Origin of the sequence: Cyanobium sp. ATX 6E8 (assembly GCF_024346335.1) — a bacterium.
In the GTDB taxonomy this organism is placed as follows: domain Bacteria; phylum Cyanobacteriota; class Cyanobacteriia; order PCC-6307; family Cyanobiaceae; genus Cyanobium_A.
This window is the reverse complement of record NZ_JAGQCT010000017.1, coordinates 1-13,037: the sequence shown is the minus strand read 5'-3', so window position 1 is coordinate 13,037 and position 13,037 is coordinate 1. Positions and strand designations below refer to the sequence as shown.

Annotated in this window: 23 protein-coding genes, 1 pseudogene and 1 riboswitch; of the genes and pseudogenes, 10 read left to right on the top strand and 14 right to left on the bottom strand. The window is 63.9% G+C overall.

Translation table 11 applies throughout. The features are described 5' to 3' along the window. The first annotated feature begins 72 nt into the window (after positions 1–72). Positions 73–414, top strand: coding sequence for an ArsR/SmtB family transcription factor (locus KBY70_RS12110; RefSeq protein WP_369802061.1), 342 nt, complete (start codon positions 73–75; stop codon positions 412–414). After that, positions 414–1,070, top strand: coding sequence for a pentapeptide repeat-containing protein (locus KBY70_RS12105; protein ID WP_094561469.1), 657 nt, complete (start codon positions 414–416; stop codon positions 1,068–1,070). The genes KBY70_RS12110 and KBY70_RS12105 overlap by 1 nt, the downstream gene beginning before the upstream one ends. A 1-nt stretch (position 1,071) precedes the next feature. On the opposite strand, the gene KBY70_RS12100 is transcribed toward KBY70_RS12105, so the two are convergent. From KBY70_RS12100 to KBY70_RS12090, 4 genes and pseudogenes are all read right to left on the bottom strand, one after another. Continuing rightward, positions 1,072–1,686, bottom strand: coding sequence for a glutathione S-transferase family protein (locus tag KBY70_RS12100; protein ID WP_254988661.1), 615 nt, complete (start codon positions 1,684–1,686; stop codon positions 1,072–1,074). Between the two features lie 18 nt (positions 1,687–1,704). Then, positions 1,705–1,911, bottom strand: coding sequence for a hypothetical protein (locus KBY70_RS12095; RefSeq protein WP_254988660.1), 207 nt, complete (start codon positions 1,909–1,911; stop codon positions 1,705–1,707). Next, positions 1,908–2,135 (bottom strand): annotated as a pseudogene (locus tag KBY70_RS14580) (GGDEF domain-containing protein); the annotation flags it as partial. The gene KBY70_RS12095 and the pseudogene KBY70_RS14580, both read right to left, overlap by 4 nt. A 12-nt stretch (positions 2,136–2,147) precedes the next feature. Next, positions 2,148–2,399, bottom strand: coding sequence for a hypothetical protein (locus tag KBY70_RS12090; RefSeq protein ID WP_094561466.1), 252 nt, complete (start codon positions 2,397–2,399; stop codon positions 2,148–2,150). Between the two features lie 302 nt (positions 2,400–2,701). Between KBY70_RS12090 and KBY70_RS12085 the strand changes: the two genes are divergently transcribed. From KBY70_RS12085 to KBY70_RS12075, 3 genes are all read left to right on the top strand, one after another. Continuing rightward, entirely contained in the window at positions 2,702–3,148 is a 447-nt protein-coding gene (locus KBY70_RS12085; protein WP_143592914.1) for a hypothetical protein, read from the top strand. Positions 3,149–3,274: 126 nt separating this feature from the next. Beyond that, a complete protein-coding gene (locus KBY70_RS12080; RefSeq protein ID WP_254988659.1) occupies positions 3,275–3,583 on the top strand; it encodes a FitA-like ribbon-helix-helix domain-containing protein in 309 nt (102 codons plus the stop codon). Then, a complete protein-coding gene (locus KBY70_RS12075) occupies positions 3,580–4,002 on the top strand; it encodes a type II toxin-antitoxin system VapC family toxin (protein ID WP_094561497.1) in 423 nt (140 codons plus the stop codon). The genes KBY70_RS12080 and KBY70_RS12075 overlap by 4 nt, the downstream gene beginning before the upstream one ends. A gap of 19 nt (positions 4,003–4,021) precedes the next feature. Here the strand turns inward: KBY70_RS12075 and KBY70_RS12070 are convergent, their stop codons facing one another. The 3 genes from KBY70_RS12070 to KBY70_RS12060 form a co-directional block, all read right to left on the bottom strand. Further along, complete coding sequence (locus KBY70_RS12070) at positions 4,022–4,252, bottom strand: type II toxin-antitoxin system Phd/YefM family antitoxin (RefSeq protein ID WP_233128760.1); 231 nt, start codon at positions 4,250–4,252, stop codon at positions 4,022–4,024. Positions 4,253–4,358: 106 nt separating this feature from the next. Then, positions 4,359–4,703, bottom strand: a complete 345-nt coding sequence (locus KBY70_RS12065) for a type II toxin-antitoxin system HicB family antitoxin (RefSeq protein WP_094561462.1) — start codon at positions 4,701–4,703, stop codon at positions 4,359–4,361. Then, complete coding sequence (locus KBY70_RS12060; RefSeq protein ID WP_094561461.1) at positions 4,700–4,954, bottom strand: type II toxin-antitoxin system HicA family toxin; 255 nt, start codon at positions 4,952–4,954, stop codon at positions 4,700–4,702. Before KBY70_RS12060 ends, KBY70_RS12065 begins: the two co-directional genes overlap by 4 nt. 167 nt (positions 4,955–5,121) lie before the next feature. Between KBY70_RS12060 and KBY70_RS12055 the strand changes: the two genes are divergently transcribed. Both KBY70_RS12055 and KBY70_RS12050 read left to right on the top strand, forming a co-directional pair. Then, positions 5,122–5,499, top strand: a complete 378-nt coding sequence (locus KBY70_RS12055; RefSeq protein ID WP_094561460.1) for a VRR-NUC domain-containing protein — start codon at positions 5,122–5,124, stop codon at positions 5,497–5,499. Positions 5,500–5,802: 303 nt separating this feature from the next. Beyond that, complete coding sequence (locus KBY70_RS12050; RefSeq protein ID WP_254988658.1) at positions 5,803–6,414, top strand: XRE family transcriptional regulator; 612 nt, start codon at positions 5,803–5,805, stop codon at positions 6,412–6,414. A 229-nt stretch (positions 6,415–6,643) separates the two neighbouring features. Here KBY70_RS12050 and KBY70_RS12045 read toward each other — a convergent pair whose 3' ends face one another. Together KBY70_RS12045 and KBY70_RS12040 are read right to left on the bottom strand one after the other, a co-directional pair. Continuing rightward, positions 6,644–6,901 (bottom strand): hypothetical protein, encoded by a 258-nt coding sequence (locus tag KBY70_RS12045; protein WP_254988657.1) that lies wholly within the window; start codon positions 6,899–6,901, stop codon positions 6,644–6,646. Then, entirely contained in the window at positions 6,898–7,359 is a 462-nt protein-coding gene (locus tag KBY70_RS12040) for a helix-turn-helix domain-containing protein (protein ID WP_254988656.1), read from the bottom strand. The genes KBY70_RS12045 and KBY70_RS12040 overlap by 4 nt, the downstream gene beginning before the upstream one ends. A 204-nt stretch (positions 7,360–7,563) precedes the next feature. Here KBY70_RS12040 and KBY70_RS12035 point away from each other — a divergent pair, with 204 nt between their 5' ends. Beyond that, positions 7,564–9,294 carry a transglutaminase family protein gene (locus KBY70_RS12035; protein ID WP_254988655.1) on the top strand — a complete coding sequence of 577 codons (1,731 nt, stop codon included), beginning with the start codon at positions 7,564–7,566 and terminating at the stop codon, positions 9,292–9,294. 163 nt (positions 9,295–9,457) lie between these two features. Here the strand turns inward: KBY70_RS12035 and KBY70_RS12030 are convergent, their stop codons facing one another. From KBY70_RS12030 to KBY70_RS12010, 5 genes are all read right to left on the bottom strand, one after another. Beyond that, the gene (locus KBY70_RS12030) at positions 9,458–9,871 is read right to left on the bottom strand and encodes a PPC domain-containing DNA-binding protein (RefSeq protein ID WP_094558860.1); all 414 of its coding nucleotides are present in this window, start codon (positions 9,869–9,871) and stop codon (positions 9,458–9,460) included. After that, a complete protein-coding gene (locus KBY70_RS12025; protein WP_094558861.1) occupies positions 9,868–10,377 on the bottom strand; it encodes a GNAT family N-acetyltransferase in 510 nt (169 codons plus the stop codon). Before KBY70_RS12025 ends, KBY70_RS12030 begins: the two co-directional genes overlap by 4 nt. 77 nt (positions 10,378–10,454) lie before the next feature. Continuing rightward, the gene (locus KBY70_RS12020; RefSeq protein WP_094558862.1) at positions 10,455–11,060 is read right to left on the bottom strand and encodes a HupE/UreJ family protein; all 606 of its coding nucleotides are present in this window, start codon (positions 11,058–11,060) and stop codon (positions 10,455–10,457) included. 23 nt (positions 11,061–11,083) lie between these two features. Beyond that, positions 11,084–11,252, bottom strand: a riboswitch (cobalamin riboswitch). Positions 11,253–11,309: 57 nt separating this feature from the next. Next, positions 11,310–11,735: a hypothetical protein gene (locus KBY70_RS12015; RefSeq protein WP_094558863.1), complete on the bottom strand. Its 426-nt coding sequence runs from the start codon at positions 11,733–11,735 to the stop codon at positions 11,310–11,312. A 14-nt stretch (positions 11,736–11,749) separates the two neighbouring features. Further along, positions 11,750–12,001: a DUF3721 domain-containing protein gene (locus KBY70_RS12010; RefSeq protein WP_094558864.1), complete on the bottom strand. Its 252-nt coding sequence runs from the start codon at positions 11,999–12,001 to the stop codon at positions 11,750–11,752. A 171-nt stretch (positions 12,002–12,172) separates the two neighbouring features. On the opposite strand from KBY70_RS12010, the gene KBY70_RS12005 reads away from it, so the two are divergent. Both KBY70_RS12005 and KBY70_RS12000 read left to right on the top strand, forming a co-directional pair. Beyond that, positions 12,173–12,559, top strand: coding sequence for a MerR family transcriptional regulator (locus tag KBY70_RS12005; protein WP_233128369.1), 387 nt, complete (start codon positions 12,173–12,175; stop codon positions 12,557–12,559). Between the two features lie 287 nt (positions 12,560–12,846). After that, the coding region (locus tag KBY70_RS12000; protein WP_254988654.1) for a hypothetical protein at positions 12,847–13,037 on the top strand (191 nt) is incomplete at its 3' end.

Below are 13,037 nucleotides of genomic sequence, written 5' to 3'. Positions count from 1 at the left end.
TCATGTTACGCAATTTACGCAGTAGCTAGAGTTTGTGGTGATCCGCTAGCACAAGGATGAGTTAAGATTTGATTGGTCTTTTTTGCCACCTCCCTCCCCGAGGACCCGATGGAAGCCCTGGCCGACTACTTCAAGGTGTTTTCAGAGCCGAATCGGCTTGCCGTGCTCCACGCCCTGCGGGCAGGCCCCCTCAACGTGACTGCCGTTGTGGACAGCACCGGCCTGAGCCAGGCGCTGGTGTCGAAACATCTCAAGCTGCTCACCATTGCCGGGGTGGTGCAGCGCCGACCAGAGGGAGCCCTCGTTTATTACGAGGTGGCTGACAAGGGGGTCTTCAAACTGATTGCCCAGGCTGAAAAGCTATTGCTTGCTTTTCGCCGCCACCAACTAGATGCCCTTGCCGCCTTTCTCTGATGGCAGAAGAGCAGACCAGTCGCCAATATCTCCGTGCGGCCTTGGAGGCTGGCGAGCGCAATTTTCAGGGTCTGCGGCTCGGTGGTATCGACGGTCTCGACCTCGACCTCTCTGATTGCAACCTGGAGGGCAGTTGTTTTAAGGAAGCACGTTTCGGCCATGCCCGCCTGCGGGGGGCGCAGGTGCAACACTGCTGCTTTCAGCAGGCGTTGCTGTGGGGAGCAGACCTCTCATCAATGCAAGCCCAGGGATCCTTCTGGCACGAATCCGACCTTTCTGGCTGCCGCCTTCAGGAATCGAACTTTGATCGGGCCGTGATGCACCGCTGCTGTCTACGCGGCGTTGTGGCTGCTGGCAGCAGCTGGAAACAAGCGCGGTTGGTTGAAGCCGATTTCCGCTCTGGACTCGACCAACTCACGGATCTTGGCCATGCTGATTTCGCGGAGGCTGACCTCAGTTTTGCCCTGTTAGAGGGCGCCAATCTGCGGGGCGCCAACTTGCAGGGCAGCTGCATCTATGGAGCCAATCTTCGTAGCTGCAATCTGCGCCAGGCGGATCTAAGTGGTTGCGACCTGCGCGATACCCAGCTGCAGGGAGCCGACCTGGAGGGTGCCTGCTTGGCTGGGACCCTTCTGGCGGAATCCCAAAGATCCTGATCTAAGCCCTGCCCATGGCGCGTTGGTAGGCCGGCCGGGCCTGGGTGGCTGCGATCGTGGCCTGCACGTTGGGGTAGGGCGTTAGATCGATCTGGGGGAAGAAGATCGGCAGATAGGCCATGTAGGCATTTACGGCGCAGTCGGCAACGCTCCAGGCTGGATCGCCCCAGGGCCCTGCCAGTAGGGAGCGGCCGCCTGCCAGCAGCCCATCGAGCACCCCCAGCAACTGGGGGAACTCCCGCTCCCGGTTGGCAGGCACAAACAGCGCCACCGCCAGGGTGGCATTGGCAAACAGGATCCACTGGTTTGCCAGGGCTCGCTGGGCCGCCACCTCAGCTGCCGTGCCAGTGAATTCGTTGGCGTGGTGATCGGCTAGGTGCAGCAGAATTGCGCCGCTTTCAAACAGCTGCAGCGGTTGGCCGCCTGGTGCTTGCAGGGTTTCATCCACCAGCGCTGGCACCTTGGCGAAGGGGTTAATGGCACAAAAGTTGTCTCCCTTGTGCTCGCCTGCCTCCATGTCGAGCTGAATCCAGTCGTAGGCAATCCCCTTCTCCTCCAGATACCAGCGGGGCATGGAGGCGCGGCTGCGGGCGCCGCCGTAGAGCTTCAGGGGCATTTATTAGGGCTGGGTGGTTCAGGAGTTGCGGCAGAGCCTTTGAATGTCGGCAATGCGATAGAGGCTGGCCTTCTCCGCACCTCGGGCTGAACGCCATTGGCTGCAGAGGGATGGCTTTGACCCTTCAGCGGCGATAATTGTTGCAGTAGTAGACGCGTCAGCCATGACCATCGCCTTGTTGATTGCTCTGGCCGGTTCCTTGGCCCTGATGGCCGTGATCGTCAAGCGCCTGGAGCAGGCCTGAGCCAGCGGCTGCATGAAGGGAGGCACGACTCAGCTGCACAGGATTGCTCTTGGCCTGCTTCCGGTACGAGCACCACTAATTCATCGCCGCCCTGACGGCAGAGCAGGTCGCCCTCGCGGATCACATTCCGAAACAGATCCGCCACGATCTTTAGTACTTGGTCGCCCACGTTGTGGCCGAACTGGTCGTTTACAGACTTGAAGCCGTCGAGATCGAGCTAGAGCAGCGCGACACCGCGGCCATGGCGCTCCAGCTGCTCCATCAGCATCGAGCGGTTTGCCAACCCGGTGAGGCTGTCGTGCTGGGCCATGAAGTGCACGGCCTGCAGCATGCCTACGTAGTACTGGGGCTCGAGGCTCTCGTCGCGCACCGTGGAGATGTTGAGGTGATGGCTTCTGATCTCACCGCTGAGTACCAGGTTCCAGATGTCGCCCTCCCAGAAGCCCTTGTGGAGCACCTCATCCCACATCCGCTTGTAAAAGTGTTGTTGGCCATCAGGATCCGGGGATCTACCCTCACGACGGTATTCCTGAAATCAAACGCTAGCTATGGCGCCTTCGGCTCGCTCGGCTGCCCTAGGAGGAACTTAATTTGAAAATCCTGCCGCTAGGATTGGATTAGCAAAGCTTTTAATCCATGCTGACCGAAGTCAATCCTGGATTTCATGTTTGGCACGTCTAGTGTGATCATCAAGGGGTAAGTCATAAAAAAAAGGAGTGGTTAAATGATTTTAAGGGCACCGACATCCCTTCTGTGGGCGGCGCGATCCTGATGCGCCCCACCGCTTCCCTGAGCCTCTATTTGCAGATGGTTGGCCGGGCCCTGCGGCCCGCACCTGGGAAGCAGGAGGCCGTGATCCTCGATCACGTAGGCAATGCCCATCGCCATGGCCTGCCGACCGATGAGCGCGAGTGGCACCTGGCCGGTCGGCGCCGGCGGGAGGGGGTCTCGATTCCGATCAAGGACTGCCCGGTCTGCTTCTGCAGCTGCCCCAGTGCTGTGCAGGTCTGCCCGGACTGCGGCCACTTGTTCCTGACCGAGGAACGCGATGAGCAGCGCCGTGGGCTCCAGCAGCTCGAGGGCGAACTGGTTGAAGTCACGGGCGAAGCCCGCCACCGGCCCAAACCCAACCAGCAGCAGAGGCCCCGGCGCACGCACCCGGCAGCTGGCTGCCGGACCTTCGAGGAGCTGCTGGAGCGGGAGCAGGGGCGCGGCTAGCAAGAGCGGCTGGGCCAGGCACGTCTGGGGCGCTCGGCAGCGCAGCACTTAATCGCTGGGCAAGCGAGCAGCTGCCAGAGGCCTTAGCGTTGACAGCAGTGCTTTCAGTGCAAGCGGGAGTCGCCCATGGCCACGCTCACGATCCGCAACCTCGACGAGCGCACCAAAGCGCAGCTGCGCATTCAAGCCGCGCGCCATGGACGTTCCATGGAGGAGGAAGCGCACACGATCCTCCGCGCCGCCATCGAAGCCCGGCAGCCCGTCGCTGGTGGCAAGGGCCTTGGCAGTCGTATCCATGAGCACTTTGCCCAGCTCGGTGGCGTGGAGCTGGAGCTGCCTGAGCGATCTTCCCTGCCGACACCAGCCGAATTCGACAGCGACGCGGAGCTTGCGCGCTGGGGACACCACTTTCAGCAAGGGGAGGGTTGGCCGTGATCGTGCTCGACACCAATGTGATCTCGGAGCTGATGCGCCCGCAGCCAGAGCCACGGGTGCTGGCCTGGGCCGATGGTCTCGATCCAGAGTCGGTGGCGATCACAGCCATGAACGAGGCTGAAATCCTGCACGGCCTGGCCCGGCTGCCGGATGGCCGCCGTAAGCAACAACTGCAGCAGAGCTGGGATGCGCTGGCGACCGATCTGTTCGCGGGCCGGATTTGGCCCTTCACCAGCGAGGCCGCCCACTGGTATGGCGAACTGCTGCGGCGACGCGAACGGCTGGCCCGGCCGATGGCCACAGCGGATGCAGTGATCGCGGCCACGGCGCTGGCCCATGGAGTTCCCCTGGCCACCAGAGACACGGCCGACTTCGCGGAGATCGTCCTGGAGTTGATTAACCCCTGGGACGTGCCCTGACCCGCCCTGGCCTTTGTGCCTAGAGCCGCATGGTCTGGATGGTCTCCACCGCGCTGGAGGCCTGCTCGGGCAGGGAATTCCTCAGGGCCTGGAGCTGGGGCAAGAGGTCGCGTACCGCTCGGCGCGGCACCAGCTCAGCAATGGCCTTGCCGCGGCGGGTGATCACCACCGACTGACCGGCTTCCACCACGTCAAGCAGGCTCGAGAGCTTGGCCTTGGCTTCTGCTGCCGTCACCTCACGGATGGCCACAACCAACGATCGAGACCCCATTTCTAGGTCCGTCTTGCTGGTGTCAGGGCTAGAGCCAATCTCAGATCCCAACGGCGAATGATCTGAACAGTGCGAGTCGACGGGCCTATCCGTTGCCGGCGGCCGCCAGAGAGCGCTCTAGGGCCTTCTGCGCAAAGGCATTGAGGCTTTGATCGCTGGCCTGAGCGCGTAGGGCCAACTGCTCATGCAGCTGCGGTGAGATGCGCAGGTTGAACTTGCCCGAGAACTGCCGGCGCGGCTCGATCCCCTTCTCGCGGCAGATCTCCAGGAAGACATCCAACGACTTGCGGAACTCCCGGCGCAGCTCCTCGGGACTGGAGCCATAGAAGTCAGCCCCACCAGTGAGGCCAAGGATCTCGCCGCGAAACAGATCAGTGTCTTCGTCGTAGTCGATGCGGGCGTGGAAACCGCCCTGGGTCATCAGGCTCATGGGGTAACTCCGTGTTGTTCAAGCCAGCGGCGGATGGAAGCGACAGCTCCCTTGTCGGTGTTCGGCGAGGGGTGGGGCCTGTGGAACACCCGCACCTCGTCGAACAGAACAACCGCAACGCGGCTGCCTTCCCGTTCGCTGATCTCTGCGCCGAGCTCCTGAAACAGGGCAAGCACGTCGCGCCAGGGAACACTGCCGCTGACAGGCCTGACGAAGATCAACTCAAGGGTGCGCTGGTGCTTGCGCTTCATGTACTAACGGTACTGCTTTTTGGTACTGCTGCCAAGTCGTCGCGCTGCAGTTGCCTGGCTGATTTGAGTCGTATTGGCTGCCGGGCCGCTACAGCCAATACCTGGCAGGTATTCGCCAAATCGCCAATGCCTGCCGCAGGCCACCACCCAGCCCGGCAACAGGAGGCATGGCCTCCTCCCCGTCTGAACACGAGATCCAGCAACGCATCCGCCTGACTTGCGGACGAGGGGTGGTGCGGCTCTGGCGTAACAACACCGGTGCCCTGGTCGACCAGCAGGGGCGCTTCGTGCGCTTTGGGCTGTGCAAGGGCAGCAGCGACCTGATCGGGTTGCGCTCACTGGAGATCACGCCCGAGCTGGTCGGTCAGAGCATTGCCCAGTTCGTTGCCCTGGAGATCAAGACGGGCTCCGGAACCGTCAGTCCCGAGCAGCGGGCCTTTCTGCAGCTGGTACAGCAGCTGGGCGGCTTGGGCGGGGTCTGCCGCTCGATTGCAGAGGCCCAAGCGGTCCTGGACCTGGATCCCATGGCCGGGTCGGTCCAATGAACAGGCCCGAACTCCGCAAGCAGCTGCAGGCCTTGGCCCGTCGCTATCCCGGCATCCACCCGTACACGCTGGTCCTCCGCTTCCAGGCCCAGGCGGGCCGGGTTCTCACCGTTCAACAGGTCGAACAGCTCTTGGCCGAGCCAGGAAATGACCGAGACCAGCCTGCCAAGCTGTAACAAGCTATGGCTAGCAGTGCCAAGCAGCGTTTAAGATTGGGCTATGGCACAAGCAAAGAAGCCCGTAAAGCGCACGTACCAGGCCGTCCTTGACTGGCAGGACGAGTCCCGCAGAGCCTTCGGGAAGATGCTTCTCAACTGGCGGCGCCGTAACGGCTGGACCCAGTACACCGCCTGTGAATGGGGCACAGAAGCCGAGTTTGAGGTGATCTCCTACGGGAATCTCTCGGTGATAGAGCAGGGCAAGGCCGGTGAGCTGCGCCAGAAGGCCTTCTTCCAGCTCGAGGAGCTCAACCGTCGCCTGGAGGAGAAGGACTGGGGACCGGTCAAGTCGCAGCGGTTGAAGGACCAGTTGAAGGATGCGGAGCCCCTACACGGCGATGACGGCAAGCTCTGGGATGCCGTGGACTTCTGGAGCTGCTACATCGGCTGTGTGCCGGTGCCCAGGGCCTTTCAAGCAGCGCCAGCGCCGACCCTGACCTCGAAGCGCGCCGAGGAGATCTGTCAGAAATGGCGCCAGCACGTGCGCCGCGTGATCAAGGAAGGCGGTCTCGACGTCACCCAAGCCCTGGAGCAGCTGGTCAAGGGTGCACCGAAGGAGCACCAGAAGCGTTTCTCAGAGGTGCTGGCCATCGACGACTACAGCTCGGTTGAGCTGGCCCAGCTCTGGGTTGATGGCGAGGATTTCCTTCCCGAGCAGTGGATCGGCGCCTGGGAGCAGAAAGCGCTGGGTGCCTGATCGGCCGCTCTGGCGGACGCAGCCAGGGACAACCCAGACGATTGCAAGCAGAGCCTGGAGTTGCGCCTAGCGTTAGCAAGCCGCTAAGTTCAGGCCAGCGGGCACAAGCCCGGCTCTCTGATGTCATGACCCAATCCCTCGCACGCGCAGGCGTGCCAACCGACGCTCTTGAACTGCTCGACGAAAAGGGCAGTGCCGAGCGAGCTCTCACTGTCGCCCTGGCCTCCTTTCAGGAGCAGGTGCAGGCCGTTCCATCACTTGATCTAGATGCTGTGGTCGAAGCAGCCAGACCAGCCTTTGCCTCGGGCATTGCCTTCAGCGCCCAGCTGGTCGACATCCACGGCCGCAACAAGTTGCGGGTCACGGTGATGCTGTCTGCCGACAATGAAGTTGGCCGGTCGGCGACAAGCTCGCTGGCACGGGCACCACCTTCAATGCCTTCATCGAGGATCTGCAGAGCCTTCTGGCGGTCGGTGGGCGAGGTCAATCGTCCCCGTCCTCTCCCCAGAAGGCCTGAATCTTTTTTGAGGCGATCAGCAGTGCTGCCGCCTCCGCCAGAGCCTTCTCCTTCCGCCTGAGCTCCTGCTTGAGCCGCTTGATTTCCCGCTGGTCCTGGGCACGGAGCTTCTCCAGCTCCTTCTGCTCTTTCAAGGTGAGCACTGGCTTTTCATTGGCATCCTGGGATGCCTGCCGCCAGCGTTCCACTTGTTCCGGGTACAGACCCCGCTCGCGGCAGTAGGCACTGAGCTCGGTGGCGTTCAGCCCAGCGGTTTCCAACACCACCGTGAACTTGTCGGTGGCACCCCAGCCCTCAGGTTCCTTCTCGGATGCCGGCACCACCTCTCCCTGCAACCGCCAGGTCTTCCTCCAGTTGTAGAGGGTGACCACGTGAATGCCCAGCTCGGCTGAGATCTGGGCCACGCTCTGGCGGTGCGGCGGACTCATCCGCCTTCTCACATCAGCTTTGACGGCCTCGCTGTAGCGACGCATTGCTCTGCTCCATCAAGCCCCCTGGTGGAAAAGTGACCGGAATGGAGAGGCGTCAACTTTCCTGGCAGAGGGGGTGGTGGAGGCCCCCTGGTGCGCTGGCCCCAACGCCTGGACTCACAGCCACGCCGGCCCCTGGAGGCTTCAGCCGCTCCCGCTCTCTTGGCTGCGATCGGGGCCGGCCTGGGCTGCGAGTTGCACCCGATTGCGCTGGTCGATCCGCTGAACCCAGAGCGCCAGGTTTGGGCCGCCCCCCTCAGTCACGACGATCAGCGCTGGCAGGCGCTGCTCTGGCCCCTGGCCAAAGAACGGCGCACCCTGCTCCCGGCGCCTGGACCCGCTGGGCTGCGCCTGCCACTGCAGCACTTTCCTCAGGATGTTCCCCGCCAGGTGCTCACCCTCGAGATCACACCCCAGGGCTGGGGACTGTTTCTGCCGCCCCTGGATCGCCTGCGGCTGGAGCAGCTGCTCACAGCGATTGCTGCTGCCAGCGCACTCTGGAGCGAACCCGAGCTCAGCGGCGTGTTGCCGCTCGACACGGCTGGCCACTGGCAGGTGCTGGGGATCACCGCTGACCCCGGCGTTCTTGAGGTGAACCTGCCGGTGTGCAGCTGCTGGCACGAGTACGCCAACTGGCTGGAGTGCCTGGAGCAGGCCGGTGCAGCTGTGGGACTGCGGTCCTGGCAGTGGCGCGACGCACGTCAGGTCGGCACCGGCGGCGGCAACCACCTGCTCTGGGGCGGACCATCGCTGGAACCTGAGCGCCACCCGTTTTTTGCGCGCCCCGCCTGGCTGGTGGGGATCCTGCGCTACTGGCAGCATCACCCATGCCTGGCTTACCTCTTCAGCGGCCCCTGCGTGGGGCCCGCCTCCCAGGCCCCACGCCCCGACGAAGGCAGTGCCAACTGGCTCGATCTGGTGCTGGCCCGTGCAACCCTCGAGCAACTGGGCAGCGGCGATCAGCGGGTTGCGATCAGCGAAACCCTGCGTCACCTGCACGCCGACCGCAGCGGCAACACCCATCGCAGTGAGATCAGCCTGGATAAGTTCTGGAACCCAGCCTGGCCAGGAGGCTGCCAAGGCCTGATCGAATTCCGGGCGCTGGAATCGATGCCCAACCACCACTGGAGCAGCGCCGTGGCCCTGCTCTGGCGGGCATTGGCCGTGCACCTGCTGGATCCTCAGAAGCGGCCGCGTGGGCTACGCCCCTGGGGCGAGGAGCTTCACGATCGGGCCCTGCTGCCCAGCCAGCTCTGGGCCGATCTCAAAGCCGTGCTGGCTGATCTGGCCGCCGCTGGTCTGCCGCTTGAATCCGGCGTGTTTCGCCAGATCTGGAGGTGGCGATTCCCCCAGCTGCTGCATTGGAGCGAGCCCATCAGCGGCGCTGACCTGGACATTCGTGAGGCACTCGAGCCTTGGCCCTTGCTCTGCGACACCCCGGTGGAGGGAGGGTTCACCAGCCGCTTCGTGGACAGTTCGATGCGCCGCCTCGAGCTGTGTGCCAATGGCCCTATGCGCCGCCAGTTTCAGCTTTATCTCAACGACAGACCACTGAGATGGCCTGCCGATCCAGCCCAGCCGATCGGGCTGCGTTACCGGCAGAGCGCTCTTTACCCGTGCCTCCACCCCCGCCTGCCCCTGAATGTGCCGCTCAGCCTGCGCCTCGTCGATTTAAGCGGGCGGAGCGTGGCGGCCTGGCGACTGGACGATGGCAACGGTTGCTTTCAATCGCTTCTGGAGCCTGCGCCCCTGAAACCTGCGGGGCCGCCTTGGCCCCTGCTTCAGGGCGAGGCCTGCACGATAGATATGAGGCTCAGCAATCTTCCTGAGAACGATAACGCCGGCCAGTCTGAACAATTGCAGCGCGTTGGTGATCGAACTCAAAGGAACTAGCGGGATCCGCTTGGAAGCGAGCTCGATATCACCTTCATCGATCTGCTGAGCTTTTAGTTGCCGAGCAACTTTTGCCTCAGTAGTCCGAATAACAACTGCGCGACGATCCAGAAAATGGGCAAGTCTTTCCAGGTGGGCTGCATTAGCTCGCACAACTTATGCATCAAGAGCCGCTGATGGGTTCACTGGGATGAATCTGCAGCTCGGCGTAGCCGGTAGCTGGATCCAGCTGCCGGCAGAAGCGCCACTCCGCAAGCAGGCCAACCATCAGCTCAGCGGTGGTGCGCACCAGCGAGCCGGCGCAGAGATGGCCCCCGATCACGGTGCCGCGGCTGTCGGCCACAGCCACATGGAGGTGAACCCCATCGGGCGAGAGCGTGCCCGCGAGGCTGAGGATCTCCAGGTCGCCCGTGATCGTGGTGCTCTCCTGCTTGCCGGCCAGCCGCAGCTGGAGCACCGACAAGCTGCCAACGGCGCTGATCACGCAGCCAGCCTGCTCCTGCTGCTGAGCCATCCAGGTTTCCAGCGCCAGGCGCAGGTCGTCGCCGGGACTGAAGCGCAGTGGCACCACCCTCATGGAGTTGGCCCCTCCAGCAGCCCCTGCACCATCACCAGGGCATCCACATAGCCCAACCGCTGGTGGCGGAATGCTCCCGGCAGGGTGCCCACCACTTGGAAGCCATTCTTCTGCCAGCAGTGGATGCCGGCGTTGTTGGTGCTCACCACCAGGTTGAACTGCATCGAGCGAAAGCCCAGCCGCCGAGCCGCCTGCAGCGAGTGCTGGCAGAGCCGGCTGCCGATCCCTTGGCGGCGGCAGTGCTCAGCCACCACATAGCCCGCGTTGGCGACATGGGCGCCGAGGGCCAGAGAGTTGGGCCTCAGGTAGTAGGTGCCCACCACCGCCCCGGCCGGATCGACAGCCACCATCACCGCCTGGCTCTGCTCCACCCAGGCCACCCGTGCTTCTGCCTCCGTGATGGCCGGGTCATGGGGGAACGTTTCACCAGCTCGGAACACCGGCTCCAGCAGAGCCCACACGTCCGGCCAGTCGGCCGCCTCATAGGGGCGGATCTGCAGTGGCATGGTGGGCACGACCGGGGAGAGGAACCAAGCAGAGGCTGATCCTCGTTCCCCAGCTGGGCAGCCTTCCCCGTTGCGGCTCAGCGCATCAGCAGACCAACAGGCCCCAGCGCCGCCACACCACCACAGAGCGCGAGCAGCAGGGCCACCCCCCGGGTCCAGGCCAGGGGCAGACGCCGCAGCACTAGGTAACTGACGCCGCTCACCAGCACTGAACCGGCAAAGGCACCCAACCACCAGAGCGCCGCAGAGCCGTCAGCCGGTGCCTCCAGCCCGTGAAGCATGGCGTGAACCGCCACCGCTGATGCCACCAGGGCGGCACAGGCACCCAACTGGGGACCCTGCTTGGAACGAAGGCAGCTCAGCACCAGCACCGCCACCGCGCTGATTGCCAGCGCCGCGAGAAACTCGTGTGCTGGCAACGTGCCTCCTATCGCCCCAAAGACGCCGCCGCCGACGGCACCGGCCAGGGCCCAGAGCAGCAGTTGGGTCGAGATGCAGGAAGCTGCGGCCCCCACGGCGATCAGCAGCAGCAGGTGGTCGACTCCACTGATCGGATGCAGGAAGCCGGCGGCGATGCCGCCGTGGGCGATGCCATGGGCCTGAGCCGGTTGATCGAGCAGCAGCGCCAGTGCTGCCGCACCACCGATCAGGGCCAGAGTTCTGGCTGAGAAGGTCTGGGGCATTGAGAGAACCGGTCCGCGCCGGAGGTGAAGAGGTTGTGCACGGCGAGCGTTCTGACTGAGGCGGCCGTTGGTGGCCTCCATCACAGCTGCGGGACAGTGCCGGACTCGGCTCAGGCAAAACCTGCACCCCACCGGACTTTCCTCGTTGCCTCCAGGGAGTGACCCGCTGGAACCGATCTCTCCATTGTATGGCTGGACAGCACCGCAGAGGCCACCGCCGCCACGAGCAGGTGGGCCCAAACCGTGACCCTATGGGGAGTGCTCAGAGCAGGGCATCCAGCGGGATCCCATGGCATGGGCGCCGCTGCAGCCCAATTTGCGGGCTTGCTCCAAAGCCTCCTGGCGGGTGGGGTAGGCCATCAGGTTCGGCGCCATCGGGCCGGCGGAACCGTGGTGGTGCTGATGCAGGGCACCAGAAAGAGCCCCCAGGCGCCGTGGCCCCATGCCCTCAAGACCTGCCCACCAGACCCCCATCACGTTCACGCCAACCACCAACACGCCCATCCCCACCACGCAGGCATTGAGGACACCCATCCCCACCACGCCGAGGCTGATGACCCCCATTGGCACCACGCCGATGCTCACCACACCCATCGGCACGATGCCAATCGAGATGATGCCCAGGGGCGCCACCCCGAAGGCAATCCGCTTGGGCTTGTCACCGCATTGGGCCATGGGAGTGAACGGCCTCAGTGGGCGTGCACAGAGCCAGGAGCGTCACCGTGCTTGGCACAGGGCATCCACTGGCTGCCCATCTTGTGGGCCCCTTTGCAGTTGAAGTGCAGCTTGGCGGCCTTCTCCGCTTCTGCCTGGGTTGGGTAGAGGGCCGGCACACCGCCTGTGCCGATGGCCGGCGCGGCAAGGCCGGCGGCCGAGAGCAACAGGTTGGCGCCCAGCGCGGCTACCGCTGGGGCGCCCCAGGGACTGAAACGGTGCGGCATCGGGAGGGTGGTGAGAGCAGAAAACCTGCCGGACAGAACCCTAACAGGCATCTCCAGTAGTGCGCCTCTGGTGGAGGGTTGGCGCTCAGGGTTCTCGCAGCCTGCCGATGCCTACCGTTGGGAAGCTTCCATGCAGTGGAGGGATCGATGGCCCGCCGAGGATCGCTGTCAGTGGCATCCACTCCCGGCCTGCGCATCGGCGAGGTGGCCAGGCGCACAGGCCTTTCCGTGAAGACGATTCGCTTCTACTGCGACGAGGGACTGCTCCAGCCCAAGGGACGATCAGACGCTGGTTACCGCTTGTTTGATGACGAGAATCTTGCTGAGCTCACGATCATTCGTGCCCTGCGCTCGATGGATGTCGCGATCCCTGAGGTGTCGAGAATCCTGGAGGTGCGTCGCTCGGGTCTGTGCAACTGCTCTGTCTTAAAGGACAGCATTGCGACCAAGGTGGAGTCGATCAACTTGCGGATCTCTGAGCTCGCCGCCATGAAAGACGAGCTGTCGCGCCTATTGGACAGCTGGCAGACCTGCGGTGGCAGGAGAGCTGACCGCTGAGCACTGAGCTTTCGTTTCCGCCGCTCTCTCCAATTGCCGACTAGGCAGACGCCGAAACGAACAAGCCGGGAGCGCTTATCAGCCAAGGCTATGGACGGCCTCTAAACCCCGCTCAGCTTGATCAGGCCCCTGGATGCAGATAGCCATGCTCGGGTTCTGGCCGGGCCCGTTGCGGGCTCAGGGCCCAGCAGCCCAACGGTAGCCGTCACGGACTGTGACCACCGCAATCCGGCCTAGATCGTGCTGCCTACGGTCAGAACAGTGGATGAAATCCCAGCAGCGCCACCATGACCGAACTCGGCAAGTGCCCCTTCAACCACGGCGCAGCAGCGGTGGCGGGCCGCGGCCCCGCGCCGCGCGACTGGTGGCCCCAGCAGCTCAACCTCGGGATCCTGCACCAGCACAGCCCGGCCGCCAATCCGCTTGGGGAGGCGTTCGACTACACCGCAGCCTTCCAACAGCTCGACTACGCCGGCCT